The sequence below is a fragment of the Cryobacterium sp. N21 genome (assembly GCF_002929575.1).
Taxonomy (GTDB): Bacteria; Actinomycetota; Actinomycetes; order Actinomycetales; family Microbacteriaceae; genus Cryobacterium; species Cryobacterium flavum.
Map to the genome: position 1 here is coordinate 22,170 of NZ_PJJQ01000028.1, position 23,557 is coordinate 45,726.

At 66.7% G+C, this 23,557-nt stretch carries 26 protein-coding genes, 1 tRNA gene and 1 riboswitch; of the genes, 8 read left to right on the forward strand and 19 right to left on the reverse strand.

Annotated features, from left to right (window positions below; genetic code table 11):
* Positions 1-27 precede the first annotated feature (27 nt).
* From CXY77_RS04370 to CXY77_RS04390, 5 genes are read right to left on the reverse strand one after another with little or no spacing between them, the layout of a single operon-like run.
* A complete protein-coding gene (locus tag CXY77_RS04370) occupies positions 28-1,461 on the reverse strand; it encodes an amidase (RefSeq protein WP_104129754.1) in 1,434 nt (477 codons plus the stop codon).
* Positions 1,462-1,488: 27 nt separating this feature from the next.
* The gene (locus CXY77_RS04375) at positions 1,489-3,258 is read right to left on the reverse strand and encodes an ABC transporter ATP-binding protein (protein ID WP_104088202.1); all 1,770 of its coding nucleotides are present in this window, start codon (positions 3,256-3,258) and stop codon (positions 1,489-1,491) included.
* Entirely contained in the window at positions 3,255-4,115 is an 861-nt protein-coding gene (locus CXY77_RS04380) for an ABC transporter permease (RefSeq protein ID WP_092341133.1), read from the reverse strand. Before CXY77_RS04380 ends, CXY77_RS04375 begins: the two co-directional genes overlap by 4 nt.
* Positions 4,112-5,059: an ABC transporter permease gene (locus tag CXY77_RS04385; protein WP_104088204.1), complete on the reverse strand. Its 948-nt coding sequence runs from the start codon at positions 5,057-5,059 to the stop codon at positions 4,112-4,114. The genes CXY77_RS04380 and CXY77_RS04385 overlap by 4 nt, the downstream gene beginning before the upstream one ends.
* A gap of 52 nt (positions 5,060-5,111) precedes the next feature.
* Complete coding sequence (locus CXY77_RS04390; protein WP_104088279.1) at positions 5,112-6,623, reverse strand: ABC transporter substrate-binding protein; 1,512 nt, start codon at positions 6,621-6,623, stop codon at positions 5,112-5,114.
* A gap of 221 nt (positions 6,624-6,844) precedes the next feature.
* On the opposite strand from CXY77_RS04390, the gene CXY77_RS04395 reads away from it, so the two are divergent.
* On the forward strand, positions 6,845-7,603 hold the full coding sequence (locus tag CXY77_RS04395) for a FadR/GntR family transcriptional regulator (RefSeq protein ID WP_104129755.1): 759 nt from the start codon (positions 6,845-6,847) through the stop codon (positions 7,601-7,603).
* 17 nt (positions 7,604-7,620) lie between these two features.
* Here the strand turns inward: CXY77_RS04395 and CXY77_RS04400 are convergent, their stop codons facing one another.
* A complete protein-coding gene (locus CXY77_RS04400; RefSeq protein ID WP_233197225.1) occupies positions 7,621-7,839 on the reverse strand; it encodes a thioredoxin in 219 nt (72 codons plus the stop codon).
* A 124-nt stretch (positions 7,840-7,963) separates the two neighbouring features.
* Here CXY77_RS04400 and orn point away from each other — a divergent pair, with 124 nt between their 5' ends.
* The 4 genes from orn to CXY77_RS04420 all read left to right on the forward strand — a co-directional run bounded on the left by orn (position 7,964) and on the right by CXY77_RS04420 (position 10,461).
* Positions 7,964-8,638: an oligoribonuclease gene (gene orn, locus CXY77_RS04405; RefSeq protein WP_092341137.1), complete on the forward strand. Its 675-nt coding sequence runs from the start codon at positions 7,964-7,966 to the stop codon at positions 8,636-8,638.
* Between the two features lie 43 nt (positions 8,639-8,681).
* Positions 8,682-8,757 (forward strand) — tRNA-His (locus tag CXY77_RS04410).
* Between the two features lie 39 nt (positions 8,758-8,796).
* On the forward strand, positions 8,797-9,147 hold the full coding sequence (locus CXY77_RS04415; protein WP_092341138.1) for a metallopeptidase family protein: 351 nt from the start codon (positions 8,797-8,799) through the stop codon (positions 9,145-9,147).
* A 24-nt stretch (positions 9,148-9,171) separates the two neighbouring features.
* Entirely contained in the window at positions 9,172-10,461 is a 1,290-nt protein-coding gene (locus CXY77_RS04420; RefSeq protein ID WP_092341139.1) for a hypothetical protein, read from the forward strand.
* 2 nt (positions 10,462-10,463) lie between these two features.
* On the opposite strand, the gene CXY77_RS04425 is transcribed toward CXY77_RS04420, so the two are convergent.
* Genes CXY77_RS04425 through CXY77_RS04445 form a run of 5 tightly spaced genes read right to left on the reverse strand, consistent with a single transcriptional unit; the run spans position 10,464 to position 14,269 of the window.
* Entirely contained in the window at positions 10,464-10,724 is a 261-nt protein-coding gene (locus CXY77_RS04425; protein WP_092341140.1) for a hypothetical protein, read from the reverse strand.
* Positions 10,725-10,734: 10 nt separating this feature from the next.
* Complete coding sequence (locus CXY77_RS04430) at positions 10,735-11,304, reverse strand: AAA family ATPase (protein ID WP_233197226.1); 570 nt, start codon at positions 11,302-11,304, stop codon at positions 10,735-10,737.
* Complete coding sequence (locus CXY77_RS04435) at positions 11,297-12,082, reverse strand: energy-coupling factor transporter transmembrane component T (RefSeq protein ID WP_199181883.1); 786 nt, start codon at positions 12,080-12,082, stop codon at positions 11,297-11,299. The genes CXY77_RS04430 and CXY77_RS04435 overlap by 8 nt, the downstream gene beginning before the upstream one ends.
* Before the next feature lie 5 nt (positions 12,083-12,087).
* Complete coding sequence (locus tag CXY77_RS04440) at positions 12,088-13,611, reverse strand: ABC transporter ATP-binding protein (RefSeq protein ID WP_092341143.1); 1,524 nt, start codon at positions 13,609-13,611, stop codon at positions 12,088-12,090.
* Between the two features lie 4 nt (positions 13,612-13,615).
* The gene (locus CXY77_RS04445; RefSeq protein WP_092341144.1) at positions 13,616-14,269 is read right to left on the reverse strand and encodes an ECF transporter S component; all 654 of its coding nucleotides are present in this window, start codon (positions 14,267-14,269) and stop codon (positions 13,616-13,618) included.
* Between the two features lie 32 nt (positions 14,270-14,301).
* Positions 14,302-14,411: riboswitch (TPP riboswitch) on the reverse strand.
* Positions 14,412-14,454: 43 nt separating this feature from the next.
* On the opposite strand from CXY77_RS04445, the gene CXY77_RS04450 reads away from it, so the two are divergent.
* A complete protein-coding gene (locus tag CXY77_RS04450) occupies positions 14,455-14,721 on the forward strand; it encodes a hypothetical protein (protein ID WP_092341145.1) in 267 nt (88 codons plus the stop codon).
* A gap of 77 nt (positions 14,722-14,798) precedes the next feature.
* On the opposite strand, the gene CXY77_RS04455 is transcribed toward CXY77_RS04450, so the two are convergent.
* Genes CXY77_RS04455 through CXY77_RS04480 form a run of 6 tightly spaced genes read right to left on the reverse strand, consistent with a single transcriptional unit; the run spans position 14,799 to position 20,455 of the window.
* Positions 14,799-15,125, reverse strand: a complete 327-nt coding sequence (locus CXY77_RS04455; RefSeq protein WP_092341146.1) for a hypothetical protein — start codon at positions 15,123-15,125, stop codon at positions 14,799-14,801.
* Between the two features lie 25 nt (positions 15,126-15,150).
* A complete protein-coding gene (dinB, locus tag CXY77_RS04460) occupies positions 15,151-16,365 on the reverse strand; it encodes a DNA polymerase IV (protein WP_104129758.1) in 1,215 nt (404 codons plus the stop codon).
* Positions 16,366-16,398: 33 nt separating this feature from the next.
* On the reverse strand, positions 16,399-17,199 hold the full coding sequence (locus CXY77_RS04465; protein WP_104129759.1) for an ABC transporter permease: 801 nt from the start codon (positions 17,197-17,199) through the stop codon (positions 16,399-16,401).
* 10 nt (positions 17,200-17,209) lie between these two features.
* Positions 17,210-18,136 (reverse strand): ABC transporter permease, encoded by a 927-nt coding sequence (locus CXY77_RS04470; RefSeq protein ID WP_092341149.1) that lies wholly within the window; start codon positions 18,134-18,136, stop codon positions 17,210-17,212.
* A 33-nt stretch (positions 18,137-18,169) separates the two neighbouring features.
* The gene (locus CXY77_RS04475; protein WP_092341150.1) at positions 18,170-19,369 is read right to left on the reverse strand and encodes an ABC transporter substrate-binding protein; all 1,200 of its coding nucleotides are present in this window, start codon (positions 19,367-19,369) and stop codon (positions 18,170-18,172) included.
* Between the two features lie 39 nt (positions 19,370-19,408).
* The gene (locus CXY77_RS04480) at positions 19,409-20,455 is read right to left on the reverse strand and encodes an ABC transporter ATP-binding protein (protein ID WP_092341151.1); all 1,047 of its coding nucleotides are present in this window, start codon (positions 20,453-20,455) and stop codon (positions 19,409-19,411) included.
* A gap of 119 nt (positions 20,456-20,574) precedes the next feature.
* Between CXY77_RS04480 and CXY77_RS04485 the strand changes: the two genes are divergently transcribed.
* Positions 20,575-21,396 carry a FadR/GntR family transcriptional regulator gene (locus CXY77_RS04485; RefSeq protein ID WP_092341152.1) on the forward strand — a complete coding sequence of 274 codons (822 nt, stop codon included), beginning with the start codon at positions 20,575-20,577 and terminating at the stop codon, positions 21,394-21,396.
* Complete coding sequence (locus tag CXY77_RS04490; protein WP_092341153.1) at positions 21,393-22,187, forward strand: cache domain-containing protein; 795 nt, start codon at positions 21,393-21,395, stop codon at positions 22,185-22,187. The genes CXY77_RS04485 and CXY77_RS04490 overlap by 4 nt, the downstream gene beginning before the upstream one ends.
* Here CXY77_RS04490 and CXY77_RS04495 read toward each other — a convergent pair.
* Both CXY77_RS04495 and CXY77_RS04500 read right to left on the reverse strand, forming a co-directional pair.
* A complete protein-coding gene (locus CXY77_RS04495; protein WP_104088280.1) occupies positions 22,184-23,287 on the reverse strand; it encodes a VIT1/CCC1 transporter family protein in 1,104 nt (367 codons plus the stop codon). The genes CXY77_RS04490 and CXY77_RS04495 overlap by 4 nt on opposite strands.
* Positions 23,288-23,289: 2 nt before the next feature.
* Positions 23,290-23,556 carry a hypothetical protein gene (locus CXY77_RS04500; protein WP_134344282.1) on the reverse strand — a complete coding sequence of 89 codons (267 nt, stop codon included), beginning with the start codon at positions 23,554-23,556 and terminating at the stop codon, positions 23,290-23,292.
* Position 23,557 lies beyond the last annotated feature (1 nt).

Consider the following 23,557-nt stretch of genomic DNA (forward strand, 5'->3'; position numbering starts at 1 on the left):
CGAGGCCAGCCGAAGGGAGCCGGTCGGTTAGTGAGCCGGCTCGTGAACGGTGTGAAACGGCCAGACCGGCTCGGCCGACTCGGGCCGCGCCTGCTCGTACCAGTGGGTGGCCCGCAGAACCGCCAGATCTTCGAACCGGCGCCCGGCAATGTGCAGCCCGATCGGGCGACCGTCGGCCGTGAATCCGCAGTTCACCGAGCTGGCCGGCTGCTCCGAGAAGTTGTACGGCGCGGTAAACGCGATGTGGTCGAGCGAGGTGGCCGCATCATTGGTCGGCATCGGCCACTCCGCCGGAAACGCGGCGACCGGTGACACCGGCGACAGCACGACGTCATACGGCGCCGTGGCCGCGACGGTCGCCGCGCGCAGGTCCTGAATGCTCTGGTAACACCGCACCACCTCGGTGCCCGACACGCCAGCGCCACCCAGCACCCAGTCCCGAATGAAGTCGAGAACCATCGCCTGCCGGGCCGGTTGGAGCACCTCATAGTCGGCGAGGGAACGCACCCGCAGAAACAGGTCGAGGTCGGCGAGGTACTTCTCGGTCATCGGCGGGGCGATCTCCTCCACGATCGCGCCGGCCGCTGCGAAGCGTTCCACTGCCTGCAAAACGGATGCCGCCACCTCCGGGTCGGTCGCCATACCCGCTCCGCCGGCCAGGTGGTACCCGACCCGCAGTCCCGCGACCCCGTCGCCGCCGCAGTGCACGTCGGTCCAGTCCAGGTTCTGCTCGCCGAGACTGGTGTAGTCGCGCGGGTCTGGCTGGGTGAGCACGCCCATGAGCAGGGCGGCGTCATCCACTGTTCTGGTCAGCGGCCCGGCCACCCGGCCCATGTACGGCGGGTCAACGGCGATACGGCCGAAACTCGGTTTCAGGGTCACGAGCCCCAGCCAGGTGGCCGGCAGTCGCAGGGAGCCGCCGATGTCGGAGCCGGTGTGTAGCGGACCGATTCCGGCCGCGGCCGCAGCGCCCGCGCCGGCGCTTGACCCGCCGACGGTCCAGGCCGGGTTCCAAGGGCTGCGGGTGATTCCGTGCAGGCTCGACACGCCGGAGGAGAGCATGCCGTAGTCGGGCATGACCGTGACGCCGAAGATGACCCCGCCGGCCTCGCGGATGCGCGCGGCGCTCGGCCCGTCTTCGGTCGCGACGACGGCGTCGAACTTGGCGGCGGTGCCGGACGGCTGGCTGAAGCCGCGCACGGCCACATTTTCCTTGATACTGGTGGGTACGCCGTCGATGGTGCCGAGCGGATGCCCAGCGGCCCAGCGCCGTTCGCTGGCCGCGGCCGCATCGAGCGCTCCGACCCGATCGAGGCCCCAAAAGCAGTTCAACTCGGGCTGCAGCCGCTCGGCTTTGTCGACTACCGCAAGCGTCACCTCCACCGGAGAGAGGTCGCCGCTGCGGTAGCGCGCTACGAGCTCGGTCGCCGACAGGCATTCGATTGGCGCGGTCTCGGTCATGGCATCTCCAATGGGTCAGGTGCGGCTTCAGGGGGCGACGCGGCGGGCCAGCTCGTCCATGGATGGCGTGGCGCTGACCAGTTGGCGCGTGTACGGGTGCAACGGACTGTCGTAGACGTCGGCGGTGGGCCCGCATTCGACGATGCGACCGTCGGAGATGACGGCCACGGTGTCGCAGAGGTGGCGAATAACACCGAGGTCGTGCGAGACGAACACGAGCGTGAGCTGGTATTCGTCGACCAGGTCGGCGAGCAGGTTCAGCACCTGGGCGCGCACCGACACGTCGAGGGCGCTGACCGCCTCGTCGGCCACCAGAACCCGGGGCCTGGTGATGAGGGCCCGTGCAATGGAGATGCGTTGCCGCTGGCCGCCGGAGAACTGGTGCGGATGCCGGTTCATCACATCGGCGTCGAGCCCGACCGCATTGAGCTGGGCCTCCACCCGGGCAAGGGCCTCGGCCCGATTGACATTGCGCAGGGGTTCGGCGACGATGTCACGCACCTTCATGCGCGGATCGAGGGACCCCATCGGGTCCTGGAACACGATCTGCACCTGGCTGCGAAAGTCGCGCAGGTGCCGTTCGGAGGCTCCCGCGATGGGTTGCCCGAGCACGTCGACCGTGCCGGTCGTCGGTTGGTCGAGGGCGCAGAGGATGCGCATGAGGGTGGATTTGCCGGAGCCGGACTCCCCCACGATGCCGAATCGCTGACCCTCGGCCACGTCGAAGGACACGTCGCGCAGACCATGCACGATGGGTGCCGTTGCGAACAGTCCGCCGCCGCGTCGTCGGTACTGCCGGCTGAGGTCGCGCACCGAGATGGCGGGCGCACCGGTCACCTCGTTGAAGATCACCGGAGGATCGCCCGGCTCGAGGCGCTGGTGGACGGCGCGGTGCGGCGGCCGGATTACCGCGGCGGCGGCATCCGTGTGAATCTGACGGGGCGCGGATACTGCCGCGGGTGGCCTGCCGACGACCGGCATCGACATGGTGTGCAGGCGGCCGCGGTCATCGACCGAGGAGAGGTCGGAGGCCGCGATCAGTTTTTGCGTGTACGGATGCTGCGGCGCGGTCAACACGCGCCCCACCGGCCCGTCTTCGACGATCTCGCCCCGGTACATCACGAGCACCCGCTGGCAGACTTCGGCGACCACGGCGATGTCGTGGGTGATCAGCAGCAGCGCGGTGCCGCGCTCGGTGACGAGGTTGCCGATGAGCTTCAGCACCTCGGCCTGCACCGTGACGTCGAGGGCCGTGGTCGGTTCGTCGCAGAGCAACAAAAGCGGGTCGTTGGCCATGGCCATCGCTAGCATCACCCGTTGGCGTTGCCCGCCGGAGAGCTGGTGCGGAAAGGCGAGGGCCGCCTCGGCAGGGTTGGGTAGTTTGACCAGGGCCAGAAGCTCGACGGCCCGCTGCCGAGCCTGGCGCCGCCCGGTTTCCGTGTGGTGCACCGTCATGATCTCGGCAACCTGGGTGCCGACCCGCATGAGCGGGTTCAGGGCGGTCATCGGTTCCTGAAAAACCATGGCCATGGTGGTGCCGCGCAATTGGTTCAGGCGGCGTTCGGGCGCGGTGAGCAGGTCGGCGTCGACCCCGTTCAGCCGGATCGTGCCGGTGGCCGTGAGGGTTTCCGGCAGCAGCCCCATGACGGAGGTCGCGGTGAGCGACTTTCCCGACCCGGATTCCCCGATCAGGCCGACCCGTTCGCCGGCGGAGATGTCGAAGCTGATGCCGTGCAGCAGGTCGGCGAAGGGCGAGGCAACCCGTAGGTCGTTTACGCTGAGGGTAGGCACGGTCATCGATTCACCTGCATTCTGGGGTCGAAGCGATCGCGGAGGCCATCCCCGAGCAGGTTGAAGCCGAGCACCGCGATGGCGATGGCGATTCCCGGCCAGACGATGAGCAGCGGTTCAATGAACAGATAACCCTGGGCATCCTGCAGCATGCGGCCCCACGACGGGGTCGGCGGCGGGGTGCCGAGCCCCAGATAGGAGAGGGCTGCTTCGGCGAGAACGGCGATGCCGAAGGAGACCGACGCCTGCACGATGAGCATGCCGCTGATATTGGGCAGAATGTGCCGCATGCCGATGAAGAGGCCGCTCTTGCCCGAGGCGCGGGCGGCCTGCACGTATTCACGGCTCATGATCTGCATGGTGCCGCTGCGGGCGATGAGGGCGAACGCCGGTGCCGTGCCGATGCCGAGGGCCACCATGGCCGTGACGGTGCCGGCGCCGAAGATGGCACCGAAGATGATTGCGAGCAGCAGGGCCGGGAAGGCGAGCGAGATGTCGTTGCCGCGCATCATGAACTGGTCGAGTCGGCCCGGATTCATGCCGGCCACGATACCGAACGGCACGCCGAGCACGGCCGCGATCCCGACCGCGACCGTACCCACGAGCAGTGAGATCTGTGCGCCGCGCAGAATGGAGCTGAAGACGTCTCGCCCGAAACTGTCGGTGCCCAGCAGATGTTCGGCGCCGGGCGGGCGCAGGATGGAATCGGAGAAGACGCCTTCGGGATCGAACGGGGTCCAGAAAGCCGAGACGACGGCGGCCAGCACGACGAGGCCGATGAGCACGAGTCCGGCCCAGAGCGTGGCTCGGCCGCTGTGACCGGCAGCACGTCGCGTCGGCGTCCTTGGCTTGATGGCGGTCATGTGGCGCTCCGGAGTCGGGGATCGATCACGGTGAAGGCGAGGTCGACCAGAAAGTTCAGCGCCAGCACGAACACGACCAGTACGAGCACGATGCCCTGAACGGCGGGCAGGTCGCGCAGGGCGACCTTGTCGAGCAGCAGGCTGCCGAGGCCGGGAATGCTGAACACCCGCTCGATCACGACGGCGCCGACCAAAAGGGTGGCAATCTGCAGGCCGAGCACGGTCATCACCGGAACGGCAGCGTTCCGCAGCCCGTGCCGAAACAGTGCCCGCCCCGCGCCGAGGCCTTTGGCCCTGGCGGTGCGGATGAAGTCTTCCCGCATGACCTCCAAAACGGATGAGCGCACGTAGCGGCTGAGCACGGCACCCTGCACACTGCCGAGGGCGATCGCGGGGAGGATCAGGTGCTCGAGGAATCCGCCGAAGTCCTCGCCGGGGTCAACCCAGCCGCCCGCCGGTAGCCAGCGGAGCGTCACGGCGAAGACGGTGACGAGCAGCATCCCGGCCAGAAACCCCGGCACGGCGACGCCGATCTGGCTGATGCCGGAGAGAATCGCTCCGTCGGGCTTTCGCTGCCTGACTGCGGTCAGGATTCCGAACGGGATCGCAAACAGCAGGGCGAGCACGACGCTGGTCAGCACCAGGATCACGGTGATGCCGAGGGCATCCGCTATTTCGGGCCCGATCGGCTGACGCGACACAGTGGAGGTGCCGAAGTCGCCGATGAGCACGTGCCCGAACCAGTCCAGGTAGCGCACGATCGCGGGGCGGTCGAGACCCATGAGTGTGGCTTGCGCTGCAACATCCGCTTCACTCGCCTGCACGCCCAGGGCGATGCGTGCGGCGTTGCCGGGCAGAATCGACAGCATCAAAAACGTCACGATTGAGGCCACGACGACCGTGGTGGCGAACACGCCGATGCGGCGCAGAACCACAAGAACCATAACTTTCCTCTGACTGTTTCACACCAACCGTACGCGTTCCGGCAACCTCGCCCTATCGTGCGATGGTCGACAGGTCCAGCGCGAGGCTCGGCGTGTTCTTGGGCACCCCGAGCAGGTCAGCGTCGGCGAGGGAGATGGCCGGCTGCAGATAGAGCCAATCTGCGGCGGCTTCCTCGGCCATGGTGGTCGTGGCCTCCTTCATCAGTTCGATGTAGGTGGCCGGGTCGGCGGCATCCGCTTCGGCAAATTTGGTCATCACCTCGGGCGAGTTGTACCCCGCGTAGTAAGTGGGGGCGGCGAAGACCGTCACGTCACGCGGTTCACTGTGCATGATGAGCGACATGTCGTAGTCGTGGCCCGAGAAGACGTCATCGAGCCACACGGCGGGAAATTCGAGGGCCGTCACGTTGGCGGTGATGCCCACCTTGGCGAGCTGGTCCTTGACGACCTGCGCCCCGGCCACGGCGTACGGAAGGTTGGGAATCTTGAAAGCCACAGTCAGGTCGCTGACTCCGGCTTCGTCGAGCAGTTCGGTGGCTTTCTCGGGGTCGTAGGGGTACAGATCGGCCAGACCCTTGTCGTACCAGGGGTCGGTCGGCGGCACCATGGAGCCGATCAGCAGGCCGTAACCGCTGTTCGCCGTGTCCATGACGGCCTGACGGTCGATCGCATACACGACCGCCTGCCGCACCCGAACGTCACTGAATGCGTCGCTCGCGTTGTTCATCGACAGGGTAACCTCGCCCGTGCTGGCGCCCTCGAGCACCTGGAAGTCGGCGTTGGCCTTGAACTGGTCGACCAGCTGAAACTGCGAGATGCCCGAGATGAGGTTGATGTCGCCGCTCAGCAGGGCATTGGTCTGCGCTGTTGCGTCCGTGAAGTAGCGCAGGGTGACGTCGGTCATATAGGGGGCCTCGCCCCAGTAGTCGGTGTTGGCGGCAAGCACGAGGCTGTCCCCGGTTTTGAACGAGCTGACCGTGTACGGCCCGGTGCCTACCGGGGCCGTGGCCAGGTCAGCGATTCCGGATTCGGTGAACATCGTGCCGACCGGACCAGTCATATTGAAGAGCCAGCTGTTGCTCGGCTTTGACAGGGTGATGCGGGCCTCGGTGTCGCTGACGGCCTCGATGCTGGCGATCGGATCAAGGTAGGCCGGCCCGTTGGCGGTCCAGTTGTCCTTGACCCGTTCCAGGCTGAACTTGACGCTCTCGGCCGTGAACGGCGACCCGTCGGAAAAGGTCACGCCCTCGTGCAGCAGAAAGTCATAGACCAGGCCGTCGTCGCTGACGGTCCAGGATGTGGCGAGCAAGGGGATGATGGTGCCGTCGTTGTCGAGTTTCACCAGTCCCTCGTAGACGTTGTAGAGCAGTGCTTGTGGAATGGCGGCACCGGCGGTCGTGGTGTAGTCGAGGTTGCCGGGCGTGGCCAGCAGACCAACGGTCAACGATGTGTCCGGCTCCCCCTCGGCGGTCGTCGAACCGGTGGAACAACCGACCAGGGCCATCGACGCAACCATGACCGTGGCAATGCTGGCGAACAGGCTTCGCCGGGTGTGTGCCCTCATTCGAACGTGCCCCTCTGGTTCGGCTGGCCCGAAAACGAGCGGCCAGAAATACTGTGGAAATGTGCTGTCCATACCGGAGAAATACATGGTCAGACCAGTACACTCTGTACCAAAGTCAGCTTTACATGTAGATCTCAGATCGTCAAGATCGACCCCGATATTGACACCGCTTCAATTGGCGCCAGTTCTATGACGCCGGTCGCAACCTCGAGGGAGTGCCAATGACTCGCAAAGCCGCATTTACCGCCGTGAAAACTGTCAAAGCCTACGAACGCGTCGTCGAGCAGATCGAGTCAGCCATCAGCACACGCGACCTCCGCCCCGGCGATCGCCTGCCAAGCGAGCGCGAACTGATGCTCACCTTCGAAGTGAGCCGGTCGACCATCCGGGAGGCGCTGCGCGTACTCGAGAGCACAGGGCTGGTGCGCTCGCGGCCCGGCGACCCGCGCGGACCGGAGGTTCTGCAAGCGTCTCCGGCCATTCTCACCAAGACCGTGAACCGTTTGGTGCGCCTGGAAACCATCGCACTGTCGGAGCTCGTGGAGTTTCGCATCATGCTGGAGGACGCCGCCTGCACCCTGGCCGCGCAGCACCGCACCGAGGAGCAGCTGGAGGCGATGCGCGCCGCCGTAGACGCCATGCAGGCAGAGATCGCGCACGGTCCGGTCGCCTTCAGCCGAGCGGATGTCGCGTTCCACGCCAGCGTGTGGGCCGCCAGTGACAACCAGCTCATGCAGATCTGTGGGGAGGCAACCCGCGGAGCGCTCATCGACATGGTCACCGGCGGACTCGATCGTTCACCCGACTCGGCGGCCAAGATGGAATTGTCGCTGGCCCACGACCGGGAAATTCTGGCCGCGATCTCCGCGGGTGACGGGCCCACGGCCGGCCGGCTGGCGCGGTCATTCGTGATCGAGTACTACGGCGATGTGATCTCTCCGGAGGGCCGGGCAGTGCAGGGCGGCGTAGCGGGAGCGTGACCAACGAGCCGTAAACGTCAGAGCGCCTTGGCGGCCGCGACGAGCACCTGCGCGAGGGTGGGAACACCCGCCGCACGAAAAACCTCGGCACCGACACCGTTGGTGATGATGACCGTGGGAGTGTTGCGAATGAGCAGCGCCTCGGCCTGCTCGGGTTCACCGGCCACGTCGATCTCGCGCATCGTCGCCCCGGAAACCAGCCGTTTCGCCTCGGCGAGGACCGCTCGCGTTTGCATGCACGGTTCGCAAAATGACGACGAATACAGTGTGAATTCCATCAGGGCCTCGCAGGTGGTGCGTTGAACATCGGTAGCCCTCAAGTTTACAGGCCCTGTCGCAGGCCACCGGTAGACTCGACGAATGACGAACAGCACGACTGGTACAGCACCGACAACATCCCCCGCGACCTCCCCGACGTCGAAAAGTCCCGACCGACTGGTTTGGATCGATTGCGAGATGACAGGGCTCGACCTGGACCGCGACGAACTCGTCGAGATTGCCGTCGTCATCACCGACTACGACCTCAATGTGCTTGACCCCGGCCTTGACATCATCATCAAGCCCAATGACTCCGCCCTCGAAAACATGGGCGACTTCGTGCGCAATATGCACACCTCCTCTGGTCTGATCACCGAGATTCCGGGCGGCGTCAGCGCCGCCGAGGCCGAGTTCCAGGTTCTCGAATATGTCTTGAAGTTCATCCCGTCCGAGCAAAAGGCTCCGCTGGCCGGCAACTCTATCGGCACCGACCGGGCCTTCCTCACCCGTTACATGCCGCGCCTTGACAACCAGCTGCACTACCGCAACGTCGACGTGTCCTCAATCAAGGAGCTCGCCCGACGCTGGTACCCGCGGGTGTACTTCAACGCCCCGGCGAAAGACGGGGGCCACCGCGCCCTCGCCGACATTCTTGAATCAATTCGCGAGCTCGCGTACTACCGTCAGACGGTGTTCGTGGCCGACCCGGGCCCGACCAGTGACGAGGCCAAGTCGCACGCGGCCGAAGTTGTGCACTTATTCGCCTCCGAGGTGTAATAGGATTGCTGAGTTGCCCCGCGTGAAATCGTGGGGACGCATGGTGGGTATAGCTCAGTTGGCAGAGCGCCTGGTTGTGGTCCAGGAGGTCGCGGGTTCAATCCCCGTTACTCACCCCAATGAAACACTGGCTTGTCGGGCGTCGAAGGCAGGCCGCGATGTTACAACTTGACGCGTCCGCATTCGAGCGCCTCGTCGTTGACGAACTCGATCTTCTGCCCGACGACATGGTCGACGGGCTCGACAACGTGATCTTCGTGGTCGAAGACCGTCCCGAAGACGGCACCCTCAACATCCTGGGCCTGTATGACGGGGTCGCCCTCACCGAGCGCGGCCAGTACGGCTTTGGTGAGATGCCCGATCGTATTGTGCTGTATCGTGAGCCGCTTTTGGCGATCTGCGAAACCCTGGACGACCTGCACGATGAAATTCACATCACCCTGGTGCATGAAATCGCCCATTTCTACGGCATTGATGACGACAGGCTGCACGAACTCGGCTGGGGCTGACTCCGAGCGGTCTAGCCTTGAAGAATGAGCTCCTTCCGTCCCGGCCGTCTCGTTGGCATTCTGGTCGGAACCGTGGTGATCCTCGGTTTCGGCGTCTACGGCCCCGCGACGCTGCTGGGGCCCCTGCCACCGGTCACCGCCTTCACGGTCACGCCCGCCGCCACGGCCACGGCACCCACTCCCCCGGTGCTTCCCGCCAACGGCGCGAGCGCAATCACCGTTCTCGCCGCCACGACCAGCGACGCGTCCGGCACGACGTCAACCCGCGCGGAGGGTTCGCAACCTTCGGCGCCGATCGCGGTCGCGGGCACGGCCGAGGCGCTTCCCCTGGCCTCCATTGCCAAAGTGGTGACCGCCCTCGTCGTTCTCGACGCGAAACCGATTGTGGCGGGCGAGTCTGGCCCGATCGTGACGCTCACGGCCGCCGATTTTCAGAGCTACCTCGACTACGACAAGGCCGGAGCGCGCTCGGTCGCTGTCTTCGCCGACGAGCAGTGGGCCGAACTCGAGCTACTGCAGGCGCTGCTGCTCGGATCGAGCAACAATCACGCCGATACCGTGGCCCGCTGGGCGTTCGGTTCGGTCGACGCCTACGTGGTGGCTGCCAACGCCTGGCTGTCCGACAACGGGCTGACCGGCACCTCCGTCGTCGACGCCACCGGGCTGCACGATGCGAGCGCCGGAACCGCCACCGATCTGGCCCACCTCGCCGGCCTGGCCGCGACCGACCCGATCGTGTCTTCGATGCTGGCCAGTCCTGCAACCGCTTTGGCGAACCGTCGCGGAGTGCAGAATACGACGTCGTACTTGCCCGAGGAGGGCATCACAGGCGTTTCGCGCAGCTATACGGATGCCGCCGGGGTCTGCTTTCTGTTCACCGCCACGGTCAGTGACGGCGCCTCAAGTTTCACGTTCTCCGGTGCGTTTATCGGTGAGCCGACCTATGATGCGCTCACGGCAGACCTGACCGCCCTCATGGCGAGCGCGCGGGCTGGCGTGGGACCGCTGCCGGTTCTGGCCGCCGGCGATGCCTATGCCACGTTCGAATCGGCGTGGGGCGATGAGGCCTCGGCCGTGGTCGGGGTGTCGCGCACCCGCTACGCCTGGCAGGCCACGACTCCCGAGGCCGCAACGGTCGAGCTCAAGGACTTCGCCACGGCCCGCACCGGCGCGAACGTGGGCCAGGTGCGGCTCACCGTTGCCGGGGAGAAACTCTCGGCGGCGCTGAAACTGGACCAGGGCATCGCCGACCCGGGGCCGGGCTGGCGGCTGCTGCATCCGATCGTGATGATCACGGCCCTGCTCGACCAGTAGTTCTACAGCGGCTCAACCTCGGTGTCGATGGGGTCGCTGTCGCCCTGGTCGAAGGCGTACCGTACGCGGAGTTGCCCGCTCACGTCACGTTCGTCGACCTCGTCGTACCAGAACACCGACTCGAGGCCGCCGACGGCGGCAACCATGCTGATGCGGGGCGCGTGTTTTCCCCGCACGAGCGCGCGGGAATCGATCTGACCCTCAAGCGGGCCGTCGATGAACTCGGCGATGTACAGGGTCGGGGTGTCACTGTCTGGGCTCATGGAAGCCAATCTAGTCCCGTGTGGCCTGCAGGCGAACCGTTGCCCGAATCTCGGGCGTTTCCCGTGAGAGGTAGCTGGCCCATTCCTGCTGCCACTGGTCCCAGTGGCTTCGAAAGGCTTCGCCGTCGCGACCCAGCGCGCGCCGTTTGCGCAGCTCGTCGTCCGCCGCAAGCCAGACACGCACGTCGCTGAGCGCTTCGTGCCGGGCGGCGAGGGTTCCGCAGCCCTCCACGATCAGCGGTCGGGCGGCGTCAAGCGGATGCCACTCCGCCGGCTCGTTCACGGCCCAGTCGTAACGCTGCCAGGCCGCGGGGCTTCCGCTGTATCGGGGTAGGAGAATGCACCGGTGCAGGTGCTCGACCGCCGCGTCGAGGCCGTCCCAGCCTGGGTAGATGTCGTCCATCCGCACCAGCTGCGGCGTGTTCGCGCCCGGCCAGTGGGCCACGAGGGCCTCGGCGAGGGTGCTCTTGCCGGCGCCGCTCGGCCCGTCGAGGAGCACGACCGGGTTCGGTCCGGCCGCGGCCAGGGCTCGCAGCAGCGGTGCCAGCAACGAGTTAATATTGGGGCTGGCTTCAGGCAAGAATAAAGCTCCAGGTCTCTGCCCACACCGCGACGCCGATGGCGATGCCGGCGATGGCAAATCCAATGGCGACGAGAGCGGCATCCGCTGCCCGAACGCGCGATGGCCTCGCCCACGTACGGGGCTCGTCGCTGCCGAAGCCGCGGGCTTCCATGGCCGTGGCGAGCTTACTGCCGCGTCGCACCGAGATGACGAGCAGGGAGAAGGCCGGGCCGAAGAACCGGCGGGCGGCGCCGCGCAGACCGCCGCCATCGCCGACCCCGCGGGCTCGCCGGGCAAGTCCGAGCGAATGCCAGTCGTCGATGAACATGCCCACGAGTCGCAGCCCGGCCAGTCCGCCGAGTACGAACCGAGCTGGCAGGCGCAGTACCTGGGCCAGGGCGTCGGCGAGATCGGTCGGGTCGGTCGTGGCAAGCAGAACGATGCCGGGCAGGCCGATCGCGAGCACTCTCAGCCCGATGGCCAGACCCAGCTGGGCGGAGCCCTCGGTCACCGAGATGAAGCCGAACTGCCAGAGCAGCGCGCCGGAGTCTTCACCGTAAAGAATCGTCGTGATCGATGCCATGGGCGCTGCGATCCAGACCGGCGCCGTGCGCAGCCAGAAATGGCGGGCGCTCAGGCCGCACCAGGCGAGTAGCACGGCCTCGAGCAGCAGGGCCACGCCCGCCGACACCCAGTCGATCGACAGCAGCAGCGCACAGCTCACGATGAGGGCAACGGCGAGCTTGGCCACCGGGTTGAGGCGGGCAACCACGCTGGGGCGGATGCTGGGGGTCATCAGGCTCACGGCTTGGCCACCCCCAGAGTGATCGGCGTGCCGAGTCGATACTCCTCATCTGCGAGAGCGCTGACGAACTGGGCGTCGTGGGTGACCGCAACGATTGCGGTGCCTTCGTCGAGCAGCTCGGCGAGCAGGCCCACGAGTTCCTGCCAGGTGCGGGAATCCTGCCCGAACGTCGGCTCATCGAGCACGAGCAGGCGAGGGCGGGTGGCGAGAACGGTGGCGACGGACATCCGTCTCTTTTCGCCGCCGGACAGGGTGAACGGGTTGGCGTCGGCGAGGTAGTCGAGCCGCAGCCGGTGCATGAGCTCGTCGACGCGGCTGGTCTGCTCAGCCGGGCTCAGTCCGAGGGCGTGCGGGCCGATAGTCAGGTCGCCGCGCACCGTGGCGGCCAGAAACTGGTGCTCGGGGTCTTGGAAGACGGCACCGATGCGGGTGAGCAGCTGCCGGGAGCGCCACCGGTGCGGCTCAGCCGGGATGCCAGCCGCCAGGCTGTCGCTCGCGCGCAGCGTTCCGCCGGCCGGTTTCAACAGACCGGCCAGGGTCAGGACGAGGGTGGACTTGCCGGCGCCGTTCGGCCCTGTCACGACGGTGGCCCTGCCGGCGTCGACGGAGAGGGTGATTCCGTCAGCGACAACGGATGCCGCGCGTCGGCCAAACGGAACACGCCCGACCGCGAGTCCCTCGGCCCGCAACAGGCTCTGAGGATTGCTGATCGGGTGCCGCACCGGAAACCGGGGTGGCAGGGCTGGCACCCAGACGCCGGCCTGAGCCAGCCGCTCGCCCTGGATGGCGAGAATCTCGCGCGTCGGCCCGTCGGCCAGCGCACCGCCGGTCGGGTCGAGCACGATGACGCGGTCGACGACGTCCTGCCAGACCTCAACGCGGTGTTCGATGACGACGAGGGTGGCCCCGGAATGGTCGAGAGAGCGCACGACGGCGTCACGCACCTCGATGACCCCGACCGGGTCGAGGTTCGCGGTCGGTTCGTCGAGCAGTAGTAGTCCGGGCTGCATGGCCAGCACACCGGCCAGGGCCAGGCGCTGTTTCTGGCCGCCACTCAGGCTCGACGTGGGATGGTCGAGCGGCAGGTTCAGACCGACCTCGGCAAGGGCACGCCGCACGCGCGGCCAGATCTCTGCCCGCGGAACAGCCAGGTTCTCGCAGCCGAACGCCACGTCGTCGCCGACCCGGGCGAGTACCACCTGGGAGTCCGGGTCCTGCAGCACGAGTCCGACCCGACCCCGCGCCGCGGCCGCGCGCCTGCCGTCAATGAGCAGACTGCCCGTCTCGTCGCCGTCCTCGGCGTCGCCGAGCACTCCGGCCAACGCGTGCACCAGGGTGCTCTTGCCGGCGCCGCTGGCCCCGAGCAGCAAGACCCGTTCGCCGGGCTCGATCCGCAGGTCGAGCCTCGACACCGCTTGGTTGTGGCGTCCGGCATGGCGCCAGCCCCAGCCTCGGGCTTCGATCTGCACGGGCCGAATCTGCGGGCCGCGAGCGGACGCGTGCGACGAAGGGGCTGGCATCCGCTTAACTGATCGCGGCGGGTGCGCGCGAACCTTCCCGGCCGGCGGCGAATCGGTTGAGCGCGCCGGTGCGGGCCAGGCCGCGCACGGCGAGCCAGGACAGCAGCCCGGCGAGCACAGTGCCCGATACGACGGCGGATACGAAGTAGACGGCCTTGAAACCGATATCCAGTGCCGCATAACTGACGGTCGTGTCGAGCAGCCCAACGGCCACGCCGGCGCCGGCGCCGGCGAGGAGGGCGACGCCGAGACGCCAGTTGGCGTACAAGAACAGGGCCAGCACGATCTCCGCGCCGAGGCCCTCGACGATGCCCCAGATGAGCGTGGAGAAGCCCCACTGGGTGCCGATCAGCATCGACACGACGGCCGCGATGACCTCGGTGTAGAGGGCCGCACCGGGCTTGCGAATGATGAGGCCGCCGAGCACTCCGGCAAACAACCAGCCGCCGGCCAACAGGCCTTCGAGGCCGGGCGTGAACGTGAGGATCGCGCTGAGCGGCGACCAGGCGAGGCCCCAGGCCCAGAAGATGACGCCGCTCGCCACGCCAATGACGCTCGCGACGACGATGTCGACGACGCGCCAGCGAAAGTTGCGCGGCTTTTTCGCCGTCGATGCGTCGCGGCTGGACTGATTGAATGATGTCGTTGTAGCGTGCACTGTTCGTGCCCTTTCCGTAGGTGAATACAGGGCACGGGATCGAGAAGCCTCCCTGCGCTGGCATGATCCAGATCAGGTTCGACGGTCGAAGCTTGGTCAGCTTCCTCTCAGCCCGGTGTACCGGACTCCCGTGATCGTGTTCAATTCTAGTGCCCCGCTTAGACTTGTGGCATGGGGATCACGAGATGAGCATCGGCATTCTGCTCGTGCTGGCAGGGCTATACCTCGTATTGATGCGCCGCTTCATTCTGCGCCGCCGTCGTATCGCTGCGGGCCTACCGGTGAGCGGCCCGTGGCACTTTCCGGCTTGGCTGCGGCGTCGGCTGCCACGCTGGCTGCGCCGTCGGTTCACGCAGGGCGGGTTCGCGGGTCGGTTCGCGCGTCGGCCGCGCTGGCCGCGCCGCATCCGCTCTGCGCGCAAGCCGCGCGGCACTCGCCCGGGCCCACCTTAGGACCACGGGCCCAGTCTATAAACTGGGCCCGTGGACGGGGCCCGGGCCCCGTCCACGGGCAGCATCAGCAGGGGCGGCTACTTCTTCAGGGCCCGGATCACCCGGGCCAGGGCGCGGCCGGCCACGAGCAGGAACGGCGCGCCGACGGCGAGCAGCGCGATGACATTCGGCTCGAACCGGGCGGTACCACCCGACTTCACGTAGGCGCCGATCGGCAGCGACACTCCGCCCCCGCCTCCGCCGGATCCGGCACCGCCCTCACCGGCGTCGCCGCCGCCGAAGCCGTAATAGGTGAGCGCAACGGGTACGAGGGTGACGCCGTCGATTTGCACGGGGTCACCGTACGCCGATTTCACACCGGCGGAACGGAACGTTTCTGCGAGTTTTTCCGGGAGGCTGGTCATTCCAACAGGGTAGTCGACTCGTGCCTTATGGGCGAGGTTTGAAGAACGAGGCCGGACGCACGATTCCCGCCCCGAATCGCTCGGTCACGGAGTCGACCGCCAGCTCGGCGCCCCGCCAATCCTCGTCGGGATCCCACAGCCCCACCGATCCCGACGCCGTACCCAGCTGCTCGGCCCGCACCCCGATCAGGCGCACGCGGATGCCCGCCGCGGCCAGTAGGTCGAACGCGGCCACGGCCTCCTCGTAGATGCGCCGCCCGACATTGCTGGGCTCGGCGAGGGTGCGCGAACGGGTGACCGTGCTGAAATCGGTGTAGCGCAGCTTGAGTGACACGCGCCTGGCAACCAGATCGCCCCTCCGCAGCCGCGCCGCAACGAGGTCACACTGCCGCAGCAACTCGCTGCGCAGTCGGTCAATGTCGGTCACGTCGTGCTTGAACGTGACCTCGTGGCCGACGCTCTTCTCCTCCCGCTCGAGCGTCACCGAACGCGGGTCACGCCCCCAGGACAGCTCGAACAGCTTGTGACCGGATGCCTCCCCGAGCGTCCTTTTCAGCACGTCCAGCGGCGCGTGCGCGATGTCGCCGATGAGTTTCAGGCCGAGGCGGGTCAGGGTCTGCTCGGTGGCCGCCCCTACGCCCCACAGGGCCGTCACGGGCAGCGGATGCAGGAACTCGATCGTTTCGTCGGCCGGAACGACGAGCAGCCCGTTGGGTTTGGACAGGCCGGAGGCAAGCTTGGCGACAAACTTGGTCGACGCCGCGCCCACCGAGCAGACCAGCCCGGTCTCGGCGAGCACCCGCGCGCGGATGAGTTCGCCGATCACGGCCGGGGAGCCGAACAGATTGGTTGCGCCGGCCACGTCGAGGAAGGCTTCGTCGATGCCGAGCCGTTCCACGAGCGGGGTGACGTCGTCGAAAATGCTCATCACCCGGGTGGAATAGTCCCTGTAGAGGCCCATGTGCGGCTCGAGCACGATCGCGTTCGGGCACTGCCGCAGGGCGAGTGCCATCGGCATCGCTGAGTTCACGCCGTAGCGCCGCGCAATATAGTTGGCCGCCGTGACGACCGACCGACCCCCGCGGTGGCCCACGATCACCGGCAGGCGTACGTATTCGGGGTGCGACAGCAGCTCGACCGACACGAAGAACGCATCGAGGTCAACGTGCAGCACCGTCGCTGATCGGTCATCGACGTCGTCCGCCGAAATCTGCCGCCCACTGCCGTCCTGTCTGCCCACCGAAAAACCCTAACCCGTTCCGGTCACGAACGGCTAGCGCACAACCTTTTCGGCGCCGGCAATGCGCTGCGCGAAGTAGATGGGAATGATCGAAACCAGCACGAGCACCACGGCGATGACATTGACGACCGGCGCCTGGTGGGGCCGGAACAGGTTGTCCAGAATCCACAACGGCAGGGTCTTCACACTCGATCCGGCGGTGAACGTCGTCACGATGATCTCGTCAAAGCTCAGGGCGAAGGCGAGCAGGCCGCCGGCGAACAGGGCTGACCGCAACTGGGGAAAGGTCACCAGGCGAAACGTGGTCCAGATTCCGGCGCCGAGATCCGACGAGGCATCTTCGAGGCTCGTGCCGAGGCGCCGCAGCCGGGCGATCACGTTGTTGAACACGGTCACGATACAAAACGTGGCGTGGGCGATGATGAGCGTCAGAATCGACAGTTGCACGCCGAGTCCGGTGCGGAAGGCATTGTTCAGGGCGATGCCGGTGACGATGCCGGGCAGCGCGATCGGCAGGATGACCAGCAGGCTGATGGCATCCCGGCCGAAGAATTCGAAGCGTTGCAGCCCGAGCGAGATGAGCGTGCCGAGCACGAGCGCCACCGCCGTCGAGGCCAGGGCCACTTGCAGGCTGGTCAGCACCGCGTCAAGGGCACCGTCGCTCTGAAACGCCTTGGCCCACCATTCCAAGGTGAAGCCCGGCGGCGGCCAGGTGAGGTTCTGGCTGGTGCTGAAGGAGTTCACGAAGACCACGAGCAGGGGCAGATAAATAAGGGCCAGCACCACGGCCGTGATGGCCGCGAGCAGACCACGGGCGGGGCGATTCAGACGCATGGCAGGGCTCCTACAGGTTGTTGAGTGCGCCCGTGCGCCGCACGGCGGCGAGGTAGGCGAAGATGATCAAAATGGGAATGAGCGCGATCGCGGCCGCGAGCGGCAGGTTGTTCGCGGCCCCCACGTTGGTGTAGACGAGGTTGCCGAGCATCTGGTTGGCCCCGCCGACGATATTTACGGTGATGTAGTCACCGAGCGACAGTGAGAAACTGAAGATCGACCCGGCAATGATCGCCGGCCAGATCATGGGCAGTACTACCAGGCGCAGCGTCGCCCAGGTACCCCCGCCAAGATCACCGGATGCCTCCAGCAGTGAATCCGGCACCCGCTCCAGTCCCGCATAGATCGGCAGAATGACGTACGGCAACCACAGGTAGGACAGGGTGATGATCGTTGCCGGCAGACCGTAACCGGGACTGTGCCCGCCAAACGGCGACACCAGCCATTCGAAAATTCCACCCTGGGAGAGCACCGATCGCCAGGCGTACGCCTTCACCAGGTAGCTCGCCCAGAGCGGCATCAGAATGGCGATCACAAGAATCCGCTGGGCGCCAGGGCTCGCCACCTTGGCCATGTAGAACGCGATTGGAAGCGCGATCACAATGTCGATGATCGTGACCAGCAGCGCCACGCCGACCGTGCGCAGCGTGACGGTTTGGTAAAGCGAACCTGTGAGCACCGCCACGATGTTGTCGAGGGTCCAGGTTTGCGAAATCTGCCCGGTGAACGAGTCCACCGTCCACAGGGCGGTGATCAGCAGTGCGGCGAGGGCCGCGACGTAGACCAGGCCGAGCCAGAACAGGGGGGCACTCAGCAGCAGTGACAGCCGCAGTCGTGGGTGCCGGCTGAGAAAGACCGAGCCCCGCCGGGCGATGGTGCGACGGTGCTGGGGCACCACCGCCCGACGGGTGGGTGGCGCGGGAGCGTCAACCGTCATGATTCTTCCTTCTGTCTGACTCGAGCAGGCGGATTAGCCCTTGATTTCTTGCCAGGCGGTGGTCCAGTCGGAGTAATCGGTGCACTGCACGTCGGTGCGCCCGTCGAGGCACTCCGCGATCGGTGTCGACCAGTACCAGATCTGCGCCGCGTAGTCGGCGTCGCCGGCGTGGTAGCTGGCACAGTGGTCGGGGTTGACCGTGAAGTCGCAGGCTCCGGCGTTGGACGGTGCCTCACCGAAGTACTCGGTGGCTTGCGCGTTGGCTTCGGGGCTCGCGATGTAGTCCAGCCAGGCGTAGGCGCAGTTGGGGCTCTTCGCGCCTGCGGCGATCATCCAGGTGTCCGACCAGCCAGTCGCGCCTTCCTCGGGCAGCACGACTTCGGCCGGGGTACCCTCAGCGAGCGAGTTGCGAATGACCTGCCAGGTGGTACCGACCACGGTGTCGCCGGTTTCGAAGGCCTGCACCTCCTTGAGGTAGTCCGACCAGTATTCGCCCACGTTGATGCGCTGGTTCTTGAACAGCTCAACGGATGCCGCCAGCTGCGTTTCGTCGAGCGCGTACGGGTTCTTAATTCCCAGTTCCGGCTGGTGCGCCATGAGGTAGACCGCGGCATCCGCTATCGAAATCGGCGAATCGTAGGCGGTCACCGCACCCTTGTAGTCGGACGACTTGTCGAAGACGACATTCCACGACGTGGGTGCCGGGGTCACGACCTCCGTGTTGTACATGAGCAAGTTGGCACCATAGCCGTGCGGAATGCCGTAGGAGACACCGTCGACGCTGTTCCAGGACTGCATCTTCAGAAAGTCGAAGATGCCCGCGTAGTTGGGAATGAGGTCGGTGTTGACCGGCGCCACGTCCCCCGAGGCGACAAGCCGCAGGGAGGCATCACCGGAGGCCGCGACGACGTCGTAGTCACCGGTCTTCATGAGGCTGAACGCTTCGTCGGAGGTGCCGTAAGTCTTGCTGGTGACCGTGCAGCCGGTCTTCTCTTCGAAGGCGCTGACCCAGTCGACCGTTGGATCGTTGCTGCCGTCTTCGACGTAGCCGGGCCAGGCCAGCAGCGAGACGCTGCCTTCCATCTCGCCGAGCTCGGCCTGAGCCTCGGTCGGCGCAGCGGTGCCGCCGCCCTGGCTGGTACCGCAGGCGGTGAGAAGAAGGGCAACCGACACGATCGCGACGCCGCTGAGGGCGCCAGCGGTGAAGCGGGTACGGGTAGAACTGCGTTTCATGACTTTCTCCATTCGTGAGGTGCGGTCAGGGATGTGCGGTCAGGGGTGGGAAGTGAGTACTGGTGGGGCGAGGGTGACGATGTCGGAGTCGTTCCAGCCAACGGTGACGCGTGCGCCGCGCCCGTTGGTCGCCACGCGGTGCGCATCGTTCTGTTCGAGCACGACGACCCGCGTGCCGGCGTCGAGGTCGACGATGAGCTGGGTGCTGCTGCCGACATAGATCACCTCGGCGAGAACGCCGGCGGCCGTTCGATCGGCTGAAAGCGGCCGGTTCTCGGTGGTCACGCTAACCTTCTCCGGGCGCACCGAGTGGGTGCCAGCGCGACCGAGAAGCGTCTGCGACACGGTGTCATCGAAAATGTTGGAGGTGCCCACGAACGCCGCGACGAACGGTGAAGCTGGGCGCTCGTAGATCTCGGCCGGGGTGCCGAGCTGTTCGATTTTGCCCTCGTTGAACACGGCGATGCGGTCGCTGAGCGTCAGGGCTTCCTGCTGGTCGTGGGTGACAAAAATGAAGGTGATACCCAGGGTGCGCTGCAGTTCCTTGAGTTCGACCTGCATCTGCTCGCGCAGTTTGAGGTCGAGTGCGCCGAGTGGTTCGTCGAGCAGCAGCACCTTGGGCTGCACGACGGTAGCCCGGGCCAGGGCCACCCGCTGGCGCTGCCCGCCGGAGAGCTGGCTGGGCTTTCGATCGGCGAAACTGCCCAAACGCACGGTATCGAGGGCTTGACGGGCCTGTTCGTGCCTGGCGCGCTTGGCGACGCCGCGCACCCGCAACCCGTAGGCCACGTTGTCGAGCACGCTCATGTGCGGAAACAACGCGTAGTCCTGAAACACCGTGTTCACGTCGCGGTCGAACGGCGCCCGGTCGGTGACGTCCTGCCCGAGCAGCGAAATCGTTCCGCTGGTCGGCTGCTCGAAACCGGCAATCAGGCGCAGAACCGTGGTCTTTCCGGATCCCGACGGGCCGAGCATGGAGAAGAACTCCCCCTCGATGATATCCAGGTCGACGCCGTCGACGGCATGGACGCTTCCAAAACTCTTGGTCAGACCGGTCAGACGGATGGCGGGCTGCACACCGGTCACGAGATCTCCTCACTCATTCAACGACTCCCTGCTCACTCACAGGCTAATCATATGGAGTTAGATGTCATAAATGTGCGCCGGGATGTTACGGTCGTGTCACAACCTGAAATGAGCCGCCGATGCCGCAGTCCATCCGAGCCGGATCGGGAACGCGCGCGGCCATTTTCGCCCCGCTTGACGGCGCTGGCCGGGCCGAGCTGGTGTTGCAGCGGCTGACCGATGCGATTGTGCTCGGGGTGCTGCACGACGGCGAACGCCTGCCGAGTGAGGCCGAGCTGGCCCGCCAGCTGGGCGTGGCCACGGTCACCGCCCGCGAAGCCCTGGAAATTCTGCGCCGGAACAAGCTCGTGCACACCAAGCGCGGCCGCGACGGCGGCAGTTTCGTCACGTTCGCCGGGCGGGGTGCGACCGACCTGCAGGATGAACGCCTGGTGGCCTGGTCCCGGGTGCAGGTTCGCGACCTGGGCGTGCATTATTCCGCGATCGCAGGTCTCGCTGCCGAGCTCGCCGCCGACCGGGCCAGCGCGGCCGATATCGAGAACCTCGAGCGTATCCTCGACCGCGCCGATGCCGGCACAGCGGATGCCGCGCGCCGCGGTCAGGGTACCTTCCGTCTCGAGGTGGCCGCGCTCAGCCAATCCGCCCGGCTCGTGCGCGAAGAATTGCGTCTGCAGGCCGAGTTCGGTTCCCTGCTCTGGCTCAGCCTGCGGGACGCGAGCCGCCGCGAACGCTGCCAGGCCGTGCAGCGCGCGACGGTCGCGGCCCTCATCGCCGAGGACGGCGCTCGCGCCCGACAGCTGACCGTGACGCAGATCATCGAGTCCATCGAGTGGCTTATCGAGGCGAAATCACTCCTGGAACTGAAGGGCAGGTCAACGATGACCGACAGCACAGCGACAGTGAGCACCACCGCGGTACTTCCCACGGGTGCACCCGCATGACGCCCGAAACGCTCACTCCCGAGCACGATGGGCCGCAGACCGCGGCCGGTTTTTCATCCGTTGCCGCCGTCTTCGACCCGGTCTTCGCTCGGCTGGAACACTGGGCAGACCTGGTGGAACGCTATGCCGCGCGGCCGGATCGTATCGCCGACCGGGCCGACCTGGATCCCCTGATGGAATCTCTGGTGCGCCGCGAGTTCACCGACTCCGAGGGGTGCGTCATCGGAGCCGGTTTTGTGTCCGCGCCGAACTTTCTGGGCTGGCACCTGGCCTGGTGGCTGGGCGGCCAGAACCCGGCCGTGTCGGGGCTGCCCGCCACCGGCATCCGCCATCTGGAAACGGTCGAAGACCCTCTCGATGAGAGTTTTCGGGACTACACCGCGCTGGAATGGTGGCGGGTTCCAGAACAGACGGGACGCCGACACATTACCGGCCCCTACGTCGACTACCTGTGCACGGATGAGTACACGCTCACTCTGACGCTTCCGGTGTATCGAGCCGCCGAGCTGATCGGGGTTGTCGGCATCGACCTCTCGGTCGACGAGATCGAACGCGGCCTCATACCGCGCCTCGGCGCAGACGGCGTCTCGGTCACGGTCATCAACTCCAGTGGCCGGGTGGTGGTCTCGACCGACACTCACCTCGCGACCGGCGCGCTGCTGCGCCTGCCCGGTCTATCGGAACACCTCAACGACCAGTCCGGCGGGGCACCAGGCCTGCCGGCCGGTCATACGTTCCAGTGGTGCGGACAGACTGGACTGGCCATCGTGGCCGGGCCGGCGCCGAGCTAGCCGATCGAGGTGCCGAACACCAGCCCGAGCAGGTACGTGACGGCGGCCGCGCCGAGGCCGATGACGAGCTGCCGCAACGCTCGTTTCAGCGGCGGACCACCGGAGAGCAGCCCCACGACAGCCCCGGTGGCGAGCAGGGCCACGCCCACCATTACAGTCGCGACGATGATGGCCGCGTAGCCGCTCAGACCGAACAGGTAGGGCAGCACCGGCAGCAGTGCGCCGGAGGCGAAGAAGCAGAAGCTCGACAGGGCGGCGCCGGTGCCCGTTCCGATGGCCTCGTGCTCGTCGGGCTCCGGCGCCGCTTTGGTGACCGCGGCAATCGGTCCGGTTGCCGCGTACGCGGTGGCCAGCACGCCGCGGGCGTAGGTTTCAGCTTTCTCCTCGGACATGCCACGGGCGCGATAGACCAGGGTCAGCTCGTTGGCGGCGAGGTCGAGGTGGGAGAGCACGCTCTTGGCGGGAGCCGCGGGGCTGGATGCCTCGAGCAGTTCTCGCTGGGACCGCACCGAGACGTATTCGCCGGCCCCCATCGACAGCGCCCCGGCCAGCAGCCCGGCAATGCCGGTGAACAGAATGGTCGCGGCCGGCACACCGGTGGCGCCGATACCGAGCACGAGGGCGAGGTTACTCACCAGCCCGTCGTTGACGCCGAACACGGCGGCCCGAAAGGTGCCGGAGAGGCGTTTGCGGCCGCGGGCGGCGAGACCGCGCACGACCTCTTCGTGCACGGTTTCGTCGGCGGCCATGGCGCTGGTCGCGTCGGCATCCGCTTGATAGGGCGAGCGTCCCTCGGCCCGCTGGGCGAGGGCAAGCACGAACACCGAACCGAACCGGCGGGCCAGCAGACCAAGAAATCGGGTGCGCAAAGCACCGCGCCGCGGTGAACCGACGTCGCTGCCGAGCAGGTTCCGCCAGTGTTCTTCGTGCCGGCCTTCGGCGTCGGCGAGGGCGAGCAGAATTTGCCGCTCTTCGCCGGCGCGACGATTGGCGAGGTCGCGGTAGACCGCGGCCTCGGCCTGTTCGTCGGCGAGGTATTGCCGCCACCGACGGATGTCGCGGGTCGACGGCGCGCGTCCGTCCTGCTCCGGAGCAGTCACGTTCACGCCTCCGGCGCCGCTTCCAGGAAGCTCTGCGGAATGCGCGCGGAGTCGTGCGGACCCGACCCGTCGAGGCCGACGAACGGCTCCTCGAAGGCCACGACCCAGAACTTCTCGCGCTGCACGGTCGGTGCGTAGAGCCCGGAGCCCTCCGACTCCCCCGGCGCGACGATCACGCCGATCGGGTCGTCGATGAGGGAGTCGGGAAAGCGGGTGCGGTCGAGGTGCACCACGACCTGCACGCCCACTCCGAAAGCCTGAGTTGTCACC